This window comes from Corynebacterium falsenii (assembly GCF_020099275.1).
GTDB classification, from domain to species: domain Bacteria; phylum Actinomycetota; class Actinomycetes; order Mycobacteriales; family Mycobacteriaceae; genus Corynebacterium; species Corynebacterium falsenii.
The window spans coordinates 2,386,019-2,404,204 of record NZ_CP083646.1; the positions used below are offsets into that span (position 1 = coordinate 2,386,019).

General features: G+C 60.3%; 13 protein-coding genes. 5 read left to right on the forward strand and 8 right to left on the reverse strand.

Annotation, left to right across the window (positions count from 1 at the left end; genetic code table 11):
* Positions 1-50 precede the first annotated feature (50 nt).
* The 4 genes from LA343_RS10285 (at position 51) to LA343_RS10300 (ending at position 5,663) form a co-directional block, all read left to right on the forward strand.
* Positions 51-1,697 carry a peptide chain release factor 3 gene (locus tag LA343_RS10285; protein ID WP_025403246.1) on the forward strand — a complete coding sequence of 549 codons (1,647 nt, stop codon included), beginning with the start codon at positions 51-53 and terminating at the stop codon, positions 1,695-1,697.
* Between the two features lie 82 nt (positions 1,698-1,779).
* Positions 1,780-4,170 (forward strand): MMPL family transporter, encoded by a 2,391-nt coding sequence (locus tag LA343_RS10290; RefSeq protein WP_025403247.1) that lies wholly within the window; start codon positions 1,780-1,782, stop codon positions 4,168-4,170.
* Between the two features lie 77 nt (positions 4,171-4,247).
* Positions 4,248-4,913 (forward strand): TetR/AcrR family transcriptional regulator, encoded by a 666-nt coding sequence (locus LA343_RS10295; protein WP_025403248.1) that lies wholly within the window; start codon positions 4,248-4,250, stop codon positions 4,911-4,913.
* 24 nt (positions 4,914-4,937) lie between these two features.
* The gene (locus LA343_RS10300) at positions 4,938-5,663 is read left to right on the forward strand and encodes a nicotinamide mononucleotide transporter family protein (protein ID WP_025403249.1); all 726 of its coding nucleotides are present in this window, start codon (positions 4,938-4,940) and stop codon (positions 5,661-5,663) included.
* Between the two features lie 8 nt (positions 5,664-5,671).
* Here the strand turns inward: LA343_RS10300 and LA343_RS10305 are convergent, their stop codons facing one another.
* Together LA343_RS10305 and ppk2 are read right to left on the reverse strand one after the other, a co-directional pair.
* The gene (locus LA343_RS10305; RefSeq protein ID WP_025403250.1) at positions 5,672-6,802 is read right to left on the reverse strand and encodes an enoyl-CoA hydratase/isomerase family protein; all 1,131 of its coding nucleotides are present in this window, start codon (positions 6,800-6,802) and stop codon (positions 5,672-5,674) included.
* Between the two features lie 72 nt (positions 6,803-6,874).
* Complete coding sequence (gene ppk2, locus LA343_RS10310; RefSeq protein ID WP_025403251.1) at positions 6,875-7,816, reverse strand: polyphosphate kinase 2; 942 nt, start codon at positions 7,814-7,816, stop codon at positions 6,875-6,877.
* A 342-nt stretch (positions 7,817-8,158) separates the two neighbouring features.
* Here ppk2 and LA343_RS10315 point away from each other — a divergent pair, with 342 nt between their 5' ends.
* Positions 8,159-9,598, forward strand: a complete 1,440-nt coding sequence (locus tag LA343_RS10315; RefSeq protein WP_025403252.1) for an HNH endonuclease signature motif containing protein — start codon at positions 8,159-8,161, stop codon at positions 9,596-9,598.
* Positions 9,599-9,748: 150 nt separating this feature from the next.
* Here LA343_RS10315 and LA343_RS10320 read toward each other — a convergent pair whose 3' ends face one another.
* The 6 genes from LA343_RS10320 to rsmA form a co-directional block, all read right to left on the reverse strand.
* Positions 9,749-11,356, reverse strand: coding sequence for an L-serine ammonia-lyase (locus tag LA343_RS10320; RefSeq protein ID WP_081737350.1), 1,608 nt, complete (start codon positions 11,354-11,356; stop codon positions 9,749-9,751).
* A gap of 122 nt (positions 11,357-11,478) precedes the next feature.
* A complete protein-coding gene (locus LA343_RS10325) occupies positions 11,479-11,805 on the reverse strand; it encodes a putative quinol monooxygenase (protein WP_025403254.1) in 327 nt (108 codons plus the stop codon).
* A gap of 118 nt (positions 11,806-11,923) precedes the next feature.
* Positions 11,924-13,930, reverse strand: coding sequence for an alpha/beta hydrolase (locus LA343_RS10330; protein ID WP_081737351.1), 2,007 nt, complete (start codon positions 13,928-13,930; stop codon positions 11,924-11,926).
* Between the two features lie 364 nt (positions 13,931-14,294).
* A complete protein-coding gene (locus LA343_RS10335) occupies positions 14,295-16,190 on the reverse strand; it encodes an ABC-F family ATP-binding cassette domain-containing protein (protein WP_025403256.1) in 1,896 nt (631 codons plus the stop codon).
* Positions 16,191-16,236: 46 nt separating this feature from the next.
* Positions 16,237-17,199 carry a 4-(cytidine 5'-diphospho)-2-C-methyl-D-erythritol kinase gene (locus LA343_RS10340; RefSeq protein ID WP_025403257.1) on the reverse strand — a complete coding sequence of 321 codons (963 nt, stop codon included), beginning with the start codon at positions 17,197-17,199 and terminating at the stop codon, positions 16,237-16,239.
* Positions 17,196-18,182, reverse strand: a complete 987-nt coding sequence (gene rsmA, locus LA343_RS10345; protein WP_224209161.1) for a 16S rRNA (adenine(1518)-N(6)/adenine(1519)-N(6))-dimethyltransferase RsmA — start codon at positions 18,180-18,182, stop codon at positions 17,196-17,198. The genes LA343_RS10340 and rsmA overlap by 4 nt, the downstream gene beginning before the upstream one ends.
* Positions 18,183-18,186 lie beyond the last annotated feature (4 nt).

Sequence of the window (18,186 nt, forward strand, 5' to 3'; positions counted from 1 at the left end):
TTGGGTGCGGTTGGGTGGTGGCGACGAGAGCCGACTAGGCTTAGGACACTATGAGTACAACCGCATCCGAGGCAGCACGCCGCCGCACCTTCGCCGTCATCGCACACCCGGATGCCGGTAAATCCACCCTCACCGAGGCCTTGGCGCTCCACGCGCACATGATCAAAGAAGCCGGTGCCGTCCACGGGAAGGCGGGCCGCAAATCAACCGTCTCCGACTGGATGGAGATGGAAAAAGATCGCGGTATCTCCATCGCGTCATCGGCCCTACAGTTCGAGTACGCCCCTGAAGGCCACGAGGGCGAGCCCTACATGATCAACCTGGTGGACACCCCTGGCCACGCCGACTTCTCTGAGGACACCTACCGCGTGCTCTCGGCCGTCGACGCCGCCGTGATGCTCATCGACGGTGCCAAGGGCCTCGAGCCGCAGACGCTGAAGCTCTTCCGCGTGTGCAAGGCCCGCGGCCTGCCCATCATCACGGTGGTGAACAAGTGGGACCGCCCGGGACGCACACCCCTGGAGCTCGTCGACGAAATCGTCACCGAGATCCAACTCCAGCCCACTCCCCTGTTCTGGCCGGTAGGCGAAGCAGGAGACTTCCGCGGCCTCGCGCGAATCAACGATGACGGTGAAGCTGAGGAATACATTCACTTCCTGCGCACTGCTGGTGGCTCCACGATCGCCCCCGAGGAGCACTACAACCCGGAGGAAGCGGCAGCTCAGGAAGGCGACGTGTGGGACACCGCCGCCGAGGAAGTCGAGCTGCTCGCCGCAGACGGCGCGCTCCACGACGAGGAGCTGTTCCTGGAGTGCACCACTTCTCCGCTCATCTTCGCCTCCGCGATGCTGAACTTTGGCGTGCACCAGATCCTCGACACGCTGTGCGCCCTCGCACCAGCGCCGGCGGGACGAGACAGCGACCCGAAAGTGCTCGAGGCAGCAGCAGGCGGCAACAGCGGCGCCATCGATGCCCGGCGCGAGCCGGAAGATGACTTCTCCGGAGTCATCTTCAAAGTCCAGGCCGGCATGGACCGCAACCACCGCGATTCGCTGGCCTTCATGCGCGTCGTCTCGGGAGTCTTCGAACGCGGCATGCAGGCCACCCACGCGCAGTCTGGGCGAACCTTCTCCACGAAATACGCCCTCACCGTGTTCGGACGCACCCGCTCGACTGTGGAGGCCGCCTACCCAGGCGACATCGTGGGCCTCGTCAACGCCGGCTCTCTAGCCCCCGGCGACACCATCTACGCGGGCAAGAAAGTACAGTTCCCGCCGATGCCGCAATTCGCTCCCGAGCACTTCCGCACCCTGCGGGCCAAGTCCCTGGGCAAGTACAAGCAGTTCCGCAAGGCCCTGGAACAGCTGGACTCCGAGGGTGTTGTCCAGATTCTGCGCAACGATGCCCGCGGCGACGCCAACCCCGTCATGGCCGCCGTCGGCCCCATGCAGTTCGAAGTGATGCAGGCCCGCATGGACGTGGAATACAACGTGGAAACCGTCGCCGACCCTGTGCCCTACTCGGTGGCACGCCGCACGGATGCCGAGTCCGCCCCAGTGCTGGCCAAGCAGCGTGGCGTCGAAATATTTACCCGAACCGACGGCGAACTGATCGCCTTGTTTGGCGACAAGTGGAAACTGGCGTTCGTGGAGAAGGAGCACCCAGAGCTGACGATGGAACCGCTCGTGGCTGACTAGTCCTCTGGGGCTCCTCTGTGGCGCTGACGAGGTCATTGCGCGGACATCGCAATATTTCCATAGCTATGCAATAATTCTGCGCATGGCACAATTCCTGTATCGCGTAGGCCACGCCGCGTACCTCCACAAATGGCGCTTCCTCGCCGTCTGGCTCCTCATCATCGCCGGAGTCGGCACCGCCGCCGCAACACTGTCCCAACCCACCACCACCTCCTTCAGCATCCCCGGCCTGGAATCCATCCAGACCCAGGAGAAAATTCAGGAGGAATTCCCCAACTCCGATAACGGCAACCCGCTCGAGGCCCCCACGGGCAAGCTCGTCATCCAAGCACCCGAAGGACAAACCCTCGCCTCCGGGCCAGCCGCTGCCAGCACTGAAGAACTACTGAAGTCGCTGCAGGGCCTCGACTTCCTCACCAAGAAGGACACGCTGGTCTCCCCTGTGATCGCAGCTCAGGGGCTAGAGCAACAACTGACCAAGGCCAAGGCCGCGCAAGGCGTGCCCGAGCCACAAATTAAGCAGGATATCGCCGCGCTCAGCCCGCTGAGCAAGGACGGCCGCACCGGCATCGTCGACATCACCTTCAATGCCGACAGCCCCATGGACATCACCTCAGACCAAGTCTCCACGTTCGAAAACACTGTGCGTGAACACTCCGGAGACCTCAAGGTCGGCTGGTCCGGCAATGCCTTCCAAACGAAGTCCATTGGCGGCATCTCTGAGATCGTGGGCCTTGCCGTGGCCGCGCTCGTGCTCATTGTCACCTTCGGCAGCTTCGTGGCCGCCGGCCTTCCGCTACTCACCGCGGTGTGTGGTGTGGGCACCGGCATCGGGCTGGTCTACGCGGCCACCGCGCTGACCGACAACATCAACGACCTCACCCCCACCCTGGCCTCCATGATCGGCCTAGCCGTGGGCATCGACTACGCCCTGTTCATCCTCTCCCGCTTCCGCTCGGAGCTCATCGCCCACGTTGGCGGCGAAGACCTGCCTCCGAAGGAACTCGCGGAAAAGATCAAGAAAATCTCCGTCACCGACCGAGCCCACCTTGCCGGGCTCGCCGTGGGCAAGGCAGGCTCCGCCGTGGTATTCGCCGGCCTGACCGTGCTCATTGCCCTGGCTGCTCTGTCGATCATCAACATTCCGTTCCTCACCGCCATGGCATTGGCCGCTGCAGGCACCGTGGCCATTGCAGTCATCGTGGCCCTGACCCTGCTGCCCGCCATCGTGGGCCTCTTCGGCACCAAGGTCTTCTCCGGCCGCGCACCCATTGTGAAGGCACCGGATCCGGAAAATTCCACCCCCACCATAGGCCTGAAGTGGGTGCGCATCATCCGCAAGCACCCCGCCCTGTGGCTCGGTGCTACTGTCATCGTGCTCGCGCTGCTGGCCATCCCCGCTTCCAACCTGCGCCTCGCCATGCCGAACGACGGCACGATGGCCAAGGGCACGCCCAACCGCACAGCCTACGAAATGATCGACGAAGGCTTCGGCCCCGGCCGTAACGCGCCGATGGTGGCACTCCTCGACTACGGCAACCTGCAGGCTCAACAGAAGGCTGAAGCCACCGCTGCGACCCTCAAGACCATCAGCACCACCCCAGGGGTCACCAACGCTCAGGTCATCGCAACCAACAGCACCGACCCAGCAAACCCCGCAGACCTCGGAACCGCCGCCCAAATCCTCATCACCCCGGAGTACGGTGCCACCGACCCGCACGCCTCTGAGGTGCTCAGCGACCTCCGCGACCGCAAGGCAGAATTCACCGACACCACCGGTGCGGATTACGCCATCACAGGCACCACGCCCGTTTACGAGGACATTTCTCAGCGCCTGTCCGACGCCCTGATCCCGTACATCGCGATCGTGCTTGGACTCGCATTCATCCTCCTGATGATCGTGTTCCGCTCACTATGGGTACCGCTCGTTGCCGCCCTGGGATTCGCCCTCTCGGTGGCTGCAACATTCGGTGTCACCGTGGCACTGTGGCAAGAAGGATTCGCCGGCATCGTCAACGACCCGCAACCAATCATCAGCTTCCTACCCATCATGCTGATCGGCCTCGTCTTCGGCCTGGCCATGGACTACCAAGTCTTCCTCGTCACCCGCATGCGAGAAGGCTGGGCCCACGGCAAGACCGCAGGCAACGCCACGGCGAACGGATTCAAGCACGGCGCTCGCGTGGTGACCGCAGCAGCGCTCATCATGATCTCCGTGTTCTCCGCATTCATGCTCATGGACGAACAGTTCATCAAGGTCATGGGCTTCGCGCTGGCAATCGCCGTGTTCTTCGACGCCTTCGTTGTCCGCATGACCTTCATCCCGGCAGCCATGTTCCTGCTCGGTGAGCACGCCTGGAAGATCCCCTCCTGGCTCAACAAGATCCTGCCCAAGGTCGATGTGGAGGGTGAGCAACTCAACCATCTGGACGGCAAGGATGCCGAAGCTGAGAAGGCAGACAGCACGCACTAGCTGACCCGTCGGCGTCGCCGCATGGTGGCGTCGACCGAAAAAACAACAAGCCACAACAACCCAACGAGGCACCAACCATGACAACGAACAGGACCACAGCGGGGCTACGCGACCGGAAGAAGGCCGAAACCCGAGCCAACATCGCACGCGCCGCGGTGGAACTGTTCGTCTACCACGGACCCGAACACACCACCATCGCCAACATCGCCGAACAAGCGGCAATCAGCACCCGCACCTTCCACAACCTCGAAGCTGCGCTACTACACCACCTCGAAGAAATGGTGGTCAACCTCGCGCGGACGGTGGACAATACCCCAGATGGACAGACCGTCATCGACGCAACGAAAAACCTCGCCTACGAGCTGTACTTCCACCCCAACGAACCGCTCAACAGCATCGAGACGCTGCGCCGCGTGGTTGAACACCTCGCCCACTGCGCTGCAGACACATCCGCGACCGGCTGCACCATCGGCAGCGACAAAGACCCCGTCACATTTATGGCGCCGCTCGTCGACGCCCTGCGCAATTACGCTGACCGAAACGATCAACAGCTCAGCATGTTCCACGCCAGCTTGCTGCTCAACAACGCAATCTGGATCTGCGCGAATATCAGCGAAACGGCCTCCCGCTCGGACTACGCCGAAGGGCGCAGCGACCGAGAGATGCTCGACGAAGCGTTTGCACTCACCACGGCGGGATTCGGCGCGGCGGGATTCGGCGCGGCGAAAACTGAAGCAGAATAGACATCCCCCGCTTCGACGGGAACAATGTCACACGTGGATAGCGACAATCTCTTTACAACCCTGCTCAATGCGACGCTCTACGTGGGTGGGTACCCGATCCTATGGCGAGAGATTGTCGGCAACCTCTTTGGGCTAGCATCAGCCGTGGGAGGCATGAAACGGGTTGTCTGGGCGTGGCCCGTGGGCATCATCGGCAATATTTTGCTTTTCACCGTGTTCATGGGCGGGCTATTCCACACACCTCAAGATTTGAACCTCTACGGCCAAGCAGGCCGACAGGTGATGTTCCTCATTGTGTCCTTGTACGGCTGGTATCAGTGGAGACAGGCGCGCCAGCAAGGCCTTCACGAACCGGAGCATACCGACCCCGCACGATCGATCGTCAGTGAGCCAGCTGCGGACACAGCTGCGGTGCAACCACGGTGGGCCACGGCCAAGCAGCGCATCGGGATGGTGCTGTTCGCAATTGCCGGCACCCTGGTGTTCGCGCTGATCTTCGACGCGCTGGGATCCTGGGGCCCGTGGGCCGACGCGTGGATCTTCACCGGCTCCATCCTGGCCACATACGGAATGGCCCGAGGATGGACGGAATTCTGGCTGATCTGGCTCGGAGTAGACGTGGTGGGCGTTCCGCTGCTGGTCATGGCCGGGTACTACCCCTCAGCAACCCTTTACGTGGTGTACGGGGCATTCGTGCTGTGGGGGTTTGTGGTGTGGCTGCGCGTGCAACGGAAGGAAGCTGCAGCCTAAGAGAGAAGCTAAGAGAGAAGTTGGCGCCACTTCTCCACATCAACATCGCGTGCATCTGATGGATCGAACGATGCGTTGCGATCCTTATCGATGAGTACAGCACGGACACCTTCGAGGAAATTCTCCTGACGGCGGAGCTGATTGCCCACGGCACGCTCATTATCCAGCGCAGTTTCGAGATCCGTTTTCGTGCTACGTCGGAATAGCTCCACGGCAGCCACGAGGCTTTCCGGGTTGGCAACGGCGATCGCATCATTCACTTTGTCGAGGAAGGCGCGGAAGTTCTGGGGATCGTCTGGGGCATCTTCCTCGCTGGGCGATTCCTTCTGTGCCGCCGCTGTCGCATCTGCCAAGCGATTCTGAATATCGACCCACGAACCGCTCGCAAACGTCTGCTCAATGAACTCGCGGTGGGTTTGCAGTTCGGACTGGGGGTTGTCGACAAGCTTCGCGAAGTCCTCATCGCTGAGGGCGTGCTTGGACAAAGCGGCGTGAAGCGCGTCCTCGGAACGGCTGTCCACCGCGCAGAGATCGTCGAGGAAGGCATGAATATCCTCCACCGCGTGGGTGCCCAGGCCCGTGTAGAGCATGTCAGCGGGGCTGAGACGCCAACCGGTGAGGCCGATGAATAGTCCCATGACAGGGCTCACATCGAGATGCGTGAGGGTGTAGCTCATGCCAACATCTGGGACGAAGCCAATGGCCATCTCCGGCATGGCGCCGAGCGTTCGCGGTGTCACGATTCGATGCGAGCCATGGGCCGAGATGCCAAAGCCACCCCCCATGACAACACCTTCCAGCAGAGCCACAAGTGGCTTGTGGAACTTACCCAACCGCAAGTTCAGGCGATACTCCTCTTCGAAGAAGTCATCTCCTGCTGCGTAGTTGCCGCGAGCGTCTTCCTCCCTGACCCACCGAACATCGCCGCCGGCGCAGAAGGCTCGATCCTTACTCGACGTAATGACGATCTGTTGGACGGCATTGTCGTGCTCCCACTTATCGAGGGCATCATCGATGCCGCGGAGCATCTCAAGATCCAAGGAGTTGAGAGCCTTTGGGCGATCGAGTTCGATCACCCCCGTGGTGCCACGAACGAACGATCGGATGTGGGGCTGGGTATTTTCCTGTGCTGCAGACATAGCTCCATGGTGACACGAATAACACTTTCGTGTGCAAACATTGTGAAGTTTTGCTGCGGCAAGGCCGGTGCTTTACTTCTTGTTCTTGTGGCCCTTGTGCTTGTGATTCTTTTTGGAGCTCTTGCCGGACTTGTTTTCTTTCTTCGCCTTCTTATCCTTCGACGAGTCATCGTCGCTGGATTCCTGTGCCTCCTTAACCGCCTGCTTCTCTAGCTTTTCGGCCACATCAGGCACGTAACGGAACTGTGCACGCGGAGGGCGCTCGTAGGTGAACTTCGAATCCGGACGATCCGGAATCTTCGGAACCTGCTTCTCCACATACTCCCACGGAATGGTGTTCAGCAGGTGAGAGATCACGTTAATGCGGGAACGCTTCTTGTCCTCGGACTCCACGGTGTACCAAGGAGCAGACGGGATATCCGTGTGAACGAACATCTCATCCTTGGCGCGAGAGTAATCCTCCCAGCGAGTGATCGACTGCAGATCCATGGGAGACAACTTCCACTGGCGCAGCGGATCGGACTGACGGGACTTAAAGCGACGAATCTGCTCCTCATCCGACACGGAGAACCAGTACTTGCGCAGCAGAATGCCATCTTCCACAAGAAGCCGCTCAAAAATCGGGGCCTGGTGCAGGAATCGGCGGTACTCCTGCGTGGTGCAGAATCCCATCACCCGCTCCACCCCGGCGCGGTTGTACCACGAGCGGTCAAAGATCACGATCTCGCCGGCCGTCGGAAGCTTCTCAATATAGCGCTGGAAATACCACTGGCCCTGCTCGCGGGAGTTCGGAGCCGGCAAAGCCTCGATGCGGCACACGCGAGGGTTGAGGTACTGGGTGATCCGCTTAATCGCAGAACCCTTGCCCGCCGCGTCACGCCCCTCCATCACGATGACGATGCGTGCACCGGTCTCCACAACCCACTGCTGCATTTCCACGAGCTCAGCCTGAAGACGCTTCAGCTCTTCCTCGTAGGCTTTCTTATCCAACTTCGGCAACGACGACTTACTCATTGTTCCCATAGTAGTCGCACCGAACAGGGAAAATTAAACGCAATTGCATTTTTCCAACCCCATTTGACCGCCCCGGCAAAGGTCCGGATGAACCAACCTCTCATCATGCATTCAGCGAAGGCAATTCAGCTAGGGGCACAACGAGTCAGTGGGGATAGCAGGCTCAACGGCATGGAGTTATCCCCAAGCTGACAACTCCCCTGCTGTTTCCCACAAATGCGAGCAGATACGTTGACGACAGACGCAGCAGTAAGAGCCACCGAGACAGCCCGATAGCGGAATCCGGGCAAGGGGAGCACTGGGGTGGCGTCGAGAACGAGAAACCAGGGGAAGGAGGGAACCATGACCATCAGCGAAGCGATCCGCGATCTTGACGAAGCAGCGGAGTCGATCATCGAACATGACTCACACGGGTGGGCTGAGCTCCCCGCATCGCAGCGGACCGCGCTGTACCGCCAGCTGCAGGAAATCCAACGCAAACTGGCCCTCGCTGACGCGCCATTCTTCCGCGCCCATGAAAAAGACATGCCGCTGAGCAGCCAACGCCAGATCAGCTACCTCAAAAGAGTCTTCGCCATGCCGCACCGGGAAGCTAAAGCCAGACTAGAGAGCTTCCACCGGCTCGATCACGAACCTGACAACCGCGACGATAATGCTGATCAGGCGCCCAAACCGGAATACATGCCCCACGTACGAGAGGCAGTGCGGGCCGGCACGCTCGGCTACGATGCCGTGGCCACCGTCGACCGAGCCATCCGAGCACTGCCGAGCAGTGCCCAAGACCGGGTAACCAGTGAATGCGACGACACCATCGCCGAGATCGCAAAGAGCAACGGCCCAGATGCGATGGGGCAGATCTCGACCTACCTCAGAGACCTCGTGGGCGCCGACGACCCCTACACACACGAAGATCGCCAACGAAAGCGATCCTTCACCCTATCCCCACAAGCCGAGGACGGCATGAGCTCATTCCGCGGACTCGCGACACCCGAGTTCGCCGCGGGACTGCAACGGCTTTTCGCAGATCACGCAAAGCCCGGCGATCTACAAGGAGGAGCAGCCGAGGGAGATGGGCCAGAGGCATCGAGCGCGGGCGATCCGCTCGCCGATGAAAGGACCCCGGAACAGCGTAGACACGACGCACTCGAGGCGTGCCTGTTCGCTGGGTTCGCACGGAAGGATTCATCTGCAAAGGACAGAGCTTCTCAGCCGCTGAGGCCACGACGGGGCACAACAACGATCGTGGCGACAGCCCGGCTGGAAGATGTGCTGACGCAACGAGGAAAGGCGATCACGGATACGGGAACGCACCTTGACGTAGAAGGTTTGATCGCGCGCACCGATTGCACGGACTTCTATGTTCAGCTTCTCGATCTGCGGGGAGCGACGCTTTACCTAGGACGCTCCACCCGCCTGGCGAGCATGGAGCAATACCTTGCTCTTGTGGGCGAAGAACTGTTGAGCTCGGCTCCAGGGTCTTCGGCTATGGCGGCCTACTGCCACATTCACCACGTAGACGGTTGGAAACACGGTGGGGAGACGAACCTCGACAATCTCACCTTCGCCAGCCCGTACCACCACGGCACAGTGGACGATGACCGAAGCAACCCCAACAGGTGGCACACCGAAAGACCCGGTCCAGGAAGTGACGACCGAGTGCTGTGGATCCCACCCGAACACGTTGATCCTGACCGGGTACCTCGGAGCAACAAGCATCCCACCAGTCAGTTATCGGGACGGGCGAGAGCGAGAACTGGTGGGGTTGGCGGATCGAGTGGTTGAAGTGACTGAAGTGGCCGAGGGAGTAGGGGGCAGAGTGGCCGAAGATTGTAGGCACGGTAGGTAAAACCCGTGCCTTTTCGGCATGCTCGAATGGAAACTCGAATGTAGACGACGGGGTGTCACTAAGATTATCCCCAGCAAGTGGTTCAGCTAGCACTCCGGCACGTTCACAGCCACGTTCGTGGCCAGACCGCCACCTGCAGTCTCCTTGTACTTATCTGACATGTCGACACCGGTCTGTCGCATGGTCTCAATGACCTCGTCGAGAGTGACATGGTGATCCCCATCGCCACGCAGGGCCATCTTTGCTGCATTGATCGCCTTACCTGCGCTGATCGCGTTCCTCTCAATGCAGGGAATCTGTACCAACCCACCGATCGGATCGCATGTGAGGCCGAGCGAGTGCTCCATCGCGATCTCTACGGCATTGGCGACTTGCCGGGGCGAGCCACCAAGAACTTCGGCAAGACCGGCTGCAGCCATGGACGCTGCCGACCCTACTTCACCCTGGCAACCGACCTCAGCGCCGGAGATGCTGGCGCGCTCCTTGTACAGACTGCCGATGGCGCCCGCAGCGAGAAGGAAACGGCGATTGACCTCTCGCGGATCGTCCTTGCCCGCAGGGGTGAAGTTCCGTGCATAGAACAACACGGCCGGGAGAATGCCGGCAGCGCCATTCGTCGGTGCAGTAACAACCCTGCCTCCGGCAGCGTTCTCTTCGTTCACAGCAAGCGCAATGAGGTTGACCCAGTCCTCGGAAAACTCGGCTGTTTGGTGCGGATCCTCATCCAAGAGTTGGTCGTACCAGCGCTTTGCACGACGGCGCACGTGCAGGGAACCTGGCAGCACCCCGTCGAAGGTCACGCCTCTCTTCGAGCAGTCCTCCATCGCTTGGGCGATGGCATCGAGATTCTCACTGATCTCGTCATCGGTCCTCAACGACTGCTCGCAGTTTCTCTGAACCTCGGAAATGGCAAGGCCTGCCCGTTGCGCGAGCTCAATGAGCTGATCGCCTGAGGTAAAGAGCCACGGACCAGATAGGCCATCCAGTGAGGGTTTCTCCTCATCGGTGCGGATGAAGCCACCACCGATGGAGTAGTAGGTCTGCTTAAACCCTTTGGCTCCTGGCATTGCCTCGGAATCGTGGTCACGGCGCGGATCTGCTGCGCTGAGATCTTTGCTGCGGTCTTTGCTGCGGTCTTTGCTGGGATTGTCGGCGTCGACAGGATTCGAGTCCCCCGTTGTGGAGGCGTGGGCGACAAAAGTCACCGCATTTGTGTGGATTGTGCGGCGGATTGTTGGTCGCAAGATAATGTCCTCGAATCCACAGACCACTGGACGATTAGGATCCCCCGCGAGGTCAATGCGCCTTGTGTCCCTAATTTGCTTCAGCCGCATGTCCATGTAGTCGGGATCAACCGTGGCTGGATCGCATCCGTCCAGACCAAGGAGACATGCTCCGAGAGTTCCGTGACCTGACCCTGTAGCAGCCAAGGAACCGTAGAGAATGATTGAAATGGCAGTTTCCTCGGTTGTTGGAGGAGTGACCACGTCTGCAATCTTGACGTGCGACCCGTCATCGGCAAGCTGCTTGAGGGATGTGTCGGGGGGCGTTTCGGCCGACGTGGATTCTTCTTGAGCATCCATTACGGCTTTTAGATCGCGGGCGAAGCTCAGCCCCGCACGCATGGGACCAACAGTGTGGGATGAGGATGGTCCCACACCAATTTGGAAAAGGTCGAAAACGCTCACTGTCATGAGCAACAGTGTAATGATTCCCCCGTGGCGCCGACCGTGGTGTCAGATAAACGCGGGCCCCCGCCCACGCTTCCCATCAGCCCTCCATCACAGGAGAGCACGCACCACAGTGGCTAGGTGGGTTACTTTTCCACCTTGAACTCCGCCATCTCGTCCCACTCAGTCTTGCCGGGGATCTTGGTGTTGATGATCTGGGGTGTTTCCTGAAGGTACTGAGGGATTTCTTCGCATGCGCGCTTGAAGTGATCCGACTCCACATGGGCAACGTCTGCATCATCGTGGAAGGATTCCACCAGAATAAACTCAGTGGGCTTCTCCGGGTTGCGGAACCAGTCGAAGAAAATGTTGCCATTCTCGGCGCGGGTCGCGTCAGTGAACCACGAAACCTTGTCGAGGAAATCGTCTGCGTGCTCGGGAAGTACTTGGTATTTCACATTGATGAGGATCATGGCCCCAGCTTACCGGCGTATGCCCCAGTGGGTTCGATGGCGTTCAACAGCACTCAAAAGAAATCACCGAACCGCCAACTGTGAACTCTCGACCAAACCCCATCGAAATAGTTCGCATCTAACCGTTGTCTACACCGATTTCCTTCTCAGGTCCTTGCCCCTTCATCGCTTCGTCCAGCTGGTCGACCAGTTGCTGCGATCGCTCGGGGTTGAAGTCCTTGCCACCGATCATGGCCAGCATTCCTTCCAGCACGGCGGAGCCATAGTTGTGGCCGTGCCCATTCGGCACGTTAGCTGCACGCGGCAGGTCAAGGGTCACCTGCCAGAAAGTCACGAATGGGATCCATCTCATCGATGGAGACCTATCGAATCCTGGGGGCTCCTTGAGCCAATCTGGTTCATTGAAGATCAATGAGGGAGACCACCACACCACAGGGTCCGATGGGTGCTGGATGAACAGCACGCGCGGGTGCAGCAACCCGGTCGGGGAATCCAAGTCCTGTTGCTCGCGCCAGCGCCAGATTTCCTGCGAATTTTCTGCAAAACGGACAATCAATCCACCCGCATACACGGCCGATACCTCTGGGCTGCCCGGATCGCGACGATCGACGAGATCCTTCCAGAGCTTATTGCTGTTCGGCGGACCTACCCACAGCGCTCCATCTACGGTGGAAACGACGTCCCTCAAGCCCGAGAAGGCACCTGCTCCTGCGGTTGTTCCGAGGGATTCGCCGTAGACATAAAGCTTGGGGCGATTGTCGCGCGGCAGCGTGTTCCACCAGTCGGCCACTGTCGAAATAAGGGCCTTTCCGGCATCCTCGACCCGCTGCTGGTCGGCGATGAATTGGATGGCGCTGGGGAGGTAAGAATACTGCGCCGATGCGATCGCTGAATCGCCGTCGTTGATGAGCTCAAATGCCTGAGCCGCAGTGGGGTTGACCCAGCCGGTTCCGGTGGTGGGAACAACCAACAAGGCCTTGCGATTTTTCGCACCTGTGCGCTCCAATTCGCGCACCACGCTCTGCGCGCGTTCGATGTCATTGTCACCGTTACGCAGACCCGCATACACACGGATGGGTTCTTTACTCGGCCGGCCAGTGAGCTCTTCCAGTTCTTTCTTATGCAGCCCCAAGCCCACGAAGCGGGTGCCATAGGCTCCTAGGTCTTCCCACTTGTTGGGTGAACTCGGACTGCCGGATCGCTCTGGATTCTGCGGTTGAACGAGGTCCTCGCGAATCTCCCTGTCTCGGATGGAGAACACATCTTCAGCTGCACCGACGATGGTTCCCGGAACCACCTTGTCAAAGAGCAGAAGGAGAACAACAAGAACGGCACCCCAGGCCAACATAAAACGGGGGATTTTGCCCAGGTGTCGGCCGATCGTGCTGTTGGCCAACTTATCCACGACCCAGAGTATGGCCTTTCCGAAAGCGATGATCACAGCCCAAATGAACACACCCACCGGCACCACAAGGAGGAATTCCGCCGTGCTGTAAGTCTCGGCTCCCATCAGATTGGCTAGCTCACGTTGCCACCGAAGGGCGAAGCTCACCCATACGATGAGCCCGATAATGATGAGTGCCGCTAAGCCGAGTTCAGCTCTGGACCGCCATCGTTCTACCTCTTGATCAGTCAGACCTGCGCGTTTTTCCGTTCTCTTGAACGTCTTGCGCGCCCGATCCTTCATCTGTGCCAGGGGCTGCTCCACGAGTTCGTAGATCCATACGTCCCAGAACCAGTGAATCACCACACCGATCATGTACAGGGTTCCGGCAGAGAGTCCTGCTGCGACTCCTTGGAACAGCCAGTCGCGTGGGAGCAATGAGGGGGTGAGGGAGAATGCGAACCCCAGCCCTCCGAGAATGAGGGCACCCGGGTCGAGTCGCACGAATCGTTTCTGCAGAGTCCGCGTAAACTGCTCCGCTTTTTCGTTATTACGGACGAGAGACGCAAATGGAATCGCAGATCCAATTGGACCCGTCTCCCCCGGTTGAGAACTTTTTGTCGCTTGAGTTGCCTGATCAGAAGAACTTTCGCGTGGCTTGTCAACACTGGAAGTTCCACTGGAAGCGCCCGGATTCGGTTGAGCCTGTCCTTTAATCTCTGGGGAAGGAGTGTCTTCCATCAATGTGCCTCACCAAAAACGTTGCTCGAAATCTTCGCTAGTTCACCTAAGCATCGGCAAGAAAACGACCTGTAGAAGCCGTTTCGCCCGTGTACTGCTCAATCCTCTCAAGCCTCTTATACCTATTGAGACAAAGATATTGTGAACTCCCCTGACCGTCACAGACCAAGCGCTGGCGCTCCGGTCTCTGGCATCTCTATAGGGTGCGAAAATATGAATAAAAGGAAACCTACCAGATTTTCTGGTCCCTTTGCCTATCGTCTCAGCCTCGTACTCCTGTAGGACTCATTCGCAAAGGAGCCGTTCTTTCCGGCGTACTTTCCCCTAGCTCGCTCCCTATCGCACGTCGCCGCGAGTCCCCTAGCTACCCTTCTAGCATCTCGCCCAACTCTAACCACCGCATTTCTAATTCCTCCCGTTCATCCTGGGTGGTCTTCAGCTGGCTGTCGAGATCCCGCAGCTTGTCTGAATCCAACTTGCCCTCTGCAGCTTCGCCTGCTGCTGTCGCCATCTGGTCATTGAGCTTGGCCAGCTTCTTATCGATCTTATCGAGGCTGCGTTCAACGGATTTCATTTCCTTGTGCAACTCTCGTTCTTGTTGCGAGCTCAACCGCGGAGCAGAGCTCGTCGGCCCCTCTCCTGCGCCCTTCCCGGTATCTGCATCAGAGCCTGCCTGGCCGTCGCCACCCCGGCTGTGTCCCAGCTCCAAGACGTTGTCGTTACGCCCCTCAGCACGCTCCTGCTTCTTGCGAATCTCCAGGTATTGTTCAATCCCTCCGGGGAGATTCGTCAGTTTACCGTCGCCGAATAACGCCCATGTGCTGTCACAGATGCGTTCGATGAGGTACCTGTCGTGGGAAATGACAACGAGGGTGCCCGGCCAGCTATCCAGCAGGCTTTCGAGTTCCTGAAGCGTATCAATGTCGAGGTCGTTCGTCGGCTCGTCGAGTAGCAGCACGTTGGGTTCAGCCATGAGCACGCGGGTGAGCTGCAAGCGTCGCCGCTCGCCACCGGACAAGTCACCCACCGGTGTCCGCTGCCTCTTCGCGGAGAATCCCAGCCGCTCGGCCAGTTGCGATGCCGACATTTCCTTGTCGCCGAAGGTCACGTATGTCGCCACGTCTTCGACCGCGCCGATGAGCCTGCGAGTCGGGTCAAGGTCGTCGAGTTCTTGGCGCAGCCATCCCAGACGGACTGTCTTGCCTTCCTTGCGCACCCCGGATTCCAGATCCAGTTCCCCGGCCAGCGCGCGGAGGAGCGTCGTTTTGCCGGAGCCGTTAACTCCGACCAGGCCGATGCGCTCGCCCGGCCCCAGCCGCCAGGTCAGATCGTCTACCAGCACTCGCCCGTCGGGTGTCGTGATGGTGGCGTTTTCTAGGTCGATGACTTTCTTGCCCTGGCGGCGCGCGGAGAATTGCATGAGTTCCACCGAATCGCGCACGGGAGGTACATCCGAAATGAGGGCCTCGGCTGCTTCGATCCGGTAGCGCGGCTTCGAGGTCCGGGCCGGCGCTCCGCGGCGGAGCCAGGCCAGTTCTTTGCGCGCTAGGTTTTGGCGCCGCTGTTCGGCGGCGTCAGCTTGCCGGGCTCGTTCTGCCCGGGCGAAGGTCCAGTCGTTGTATCCGCCTTCGTACACGTCCACGGCGCCGTCGTGGACTTCCCAGGTGTGGTTGGCCACGGTGTCGAGGAACCAGCGGTCGTGGGTCACGATCACGAGTGCGCAGTTGCGGCCCAGCAGGTGTTCGGCGAGCCATTGCACGCCTTCCACGTCGAGGTGGTTGGTCGGCTCGTCGAGGATGAGCAGGTCGAGGTCTTGCACGAGCGCTGCTGCGAGGCCGGTCCTGCGCCGCTCGCCACCGCTGAGGTCGCGGACCGGGGTGTCGAGACCTAGGTCAGTGATCCCCAGACCGTTGAGGACTGCGCGCACCTTTGAGTTTGATGCCCATTCGTACACCTCCATGTCGAGCGGTCGCAGCACCGCGTCGCCCACGGTCACGCCTGCTTCCTCGGGGTCGGTGAGGGCTTCCCGCAGTACATCCTGGGTGACCATCGCCATGCGCAGGTCATTGTTGTGGCTGATCCGGCCACTATCGGGCGTATCAACTCCGCTGAGGATGTTGAGCAGGGTCGATTTTCCTCCGCCGTTGAGCCCCACCACGCCCACGCGATCGCCGGTGTTGATGCCGAGGCTCACGCCGTCCAGCAGCGTTTTCAGCCCGTACGATTTCGTGACGTTTTCCAGGTTAATGAGGTTGCTCAATCTCGTGTCCTTGTATGTTTGCGGCCGGTTGTCGTTATGGGTCTTCTTATTTCTCGACGCCCGCAGCCGGCCCCGGCGTGGACGTCGTGAGGGTAGCGCTAGCGGTGCCTGACACGGACACGGCGGTGGCTACATCTACTGCGTGATCGTGATCTGTGCACAGCATTGCCACGGTGGGGCCGGAGCCGGAGACGATGGCTGCGAGCGCACCTGCCTCCCGGGCGGCCTGCAGGGTTTGGCGCAGGCTGGGCAGCAGGCTGATTGCTGGTGCTTGGAGGTCGTTCGATAGGTGTTCCGCGAGTTGGTGGGGATCGCCGCTGCGGAGCGCGAGCATGAGCGCGTCGGGGGTGCCGGTGCGACGGTTGGGGCGCTGACCGGCTGCGGCTGCCTCACGTTGCTTATCGAGCTGAGCGAAGACCGATGGGGTGCTCAGCCCTCGCTTGTCGGTTGCGATGGCCCAGTGGTACGTACCGCTCGTCATCACCGGAACGAGGTTCTCTCCCTTTCCCGTTCCCAGTGCGGTCCCGCCGTGGAGGCAGAAGGGAACGTCCGCGCCGAGCTCGGCGGCGATGGACATGAGCGTGTTCATGTCTGGCGCGTCCGCCGGGTTGTCTCGGAAGAACAGGTCGCTAGCCGCGAGCAGTGCCGCCGCGGCGTCGGCGGAGCCTCCGGCCATTCCTCCGGCTACCGGAACGCCTTTGTCGATGTGAATCGACACGGATTGACCGCCGGTATGAGCGCCATCGAGTTTCTGGATTGCCTCGACCGCTCGCCACGCCAGGTTGGAGCTGTCGGTGGGCACGAGGTGGGCGTCGAATCCGCTGACTGTCAACGACCGAATCCCAGAGCTATCCGCGTCGCCCACATATTCGATGGTGACGCGCTCCGTCAGATCCACCGCTTGAAACACCGTAGTGAGCTCGTGGTATCCGTCCGGCCGCACGTCGCCGACGGCGAGGTGCAGATTGATCTTTCCCTGTGCGGTCGCTGTACTGCGGTTCGCTGTCATTCTTGTGCTCCCGTGTCGTTCTCGCTGCCACCGCCGGTCGTTGCCGCGTGGACGAGCGAGGTCCGCGCCAATCGAACGTAATCACCGATCGATAACTTCTCGCCGCGTTCCTTCGGGTCAATGCCCGCCGCGTGGAGTACATCTTCGGCAGTGCTCGCGCCACCGAAGTGGCCTCCGAGGGCTGCTCGCAGGGTCTTGCGCCGTTGCAAAAAGGCCGCATTGGCGAGGGCGAACACTTCCCTACGCAGTTCTTCTCCGCTGACCACCTCAGCGCTTTCATCGCTTCCGTTGTCCCACGGTGCCTCCCCCGCGCCGTACCGATCGATACGGACCAGGCCGGAATCGATCTTCGGCGCGGGCCAGAACACGTTCTTGCCAATCGTCGCGGCGCGTTTGACCCGGCCGTAGAAGCTGGCTTTCACGCTCGGCACGCCGTAGATCTTGCTTCCGGGTGTGGCGGCGAGCCGGTCGGCGACCTCCAGCTGAACCATCACGAGCACGCGTGTGATCGTGGGGAATTCATGCAGCAGATGAAGTAGCACCGGCACGGACACGTTGTAAGGCAGGTTGGCCACGAGCGCCGTCGGGTAGTCGATCCCCCGCGCGTCGAGATCCTGTCTGGTGAGCTGTAGGGCGTCCGCATGGATCACCTCAAGGTGGTCTGCGCGCTGCGGGGCCCGCTGCTGCACAGTGTCGGGCAATTTCTCCGCGAGGCGTGGATCCAACTCGACGGCCGTCACGTGAGCCACAGAATCGATCAGAGCAAGCGTGAGCGACCCGAGACCAGGGCCGACCTCAATAACGTTGTCTGTTGTATCGACGCCGGATTCCGCAACAATCTTGCGGACCGTATTCGGGTCATGAACGAAGTTCTGCCCCAGTTTCTTCGTCGGATGAATCCCCAATTCATCCGCGAGTGCGCGCACCTCCTGGGGGCCAAGGAGATGCGCTGGAGAGCTTGACGATTGCGGTTGAGCTGTCACCCAC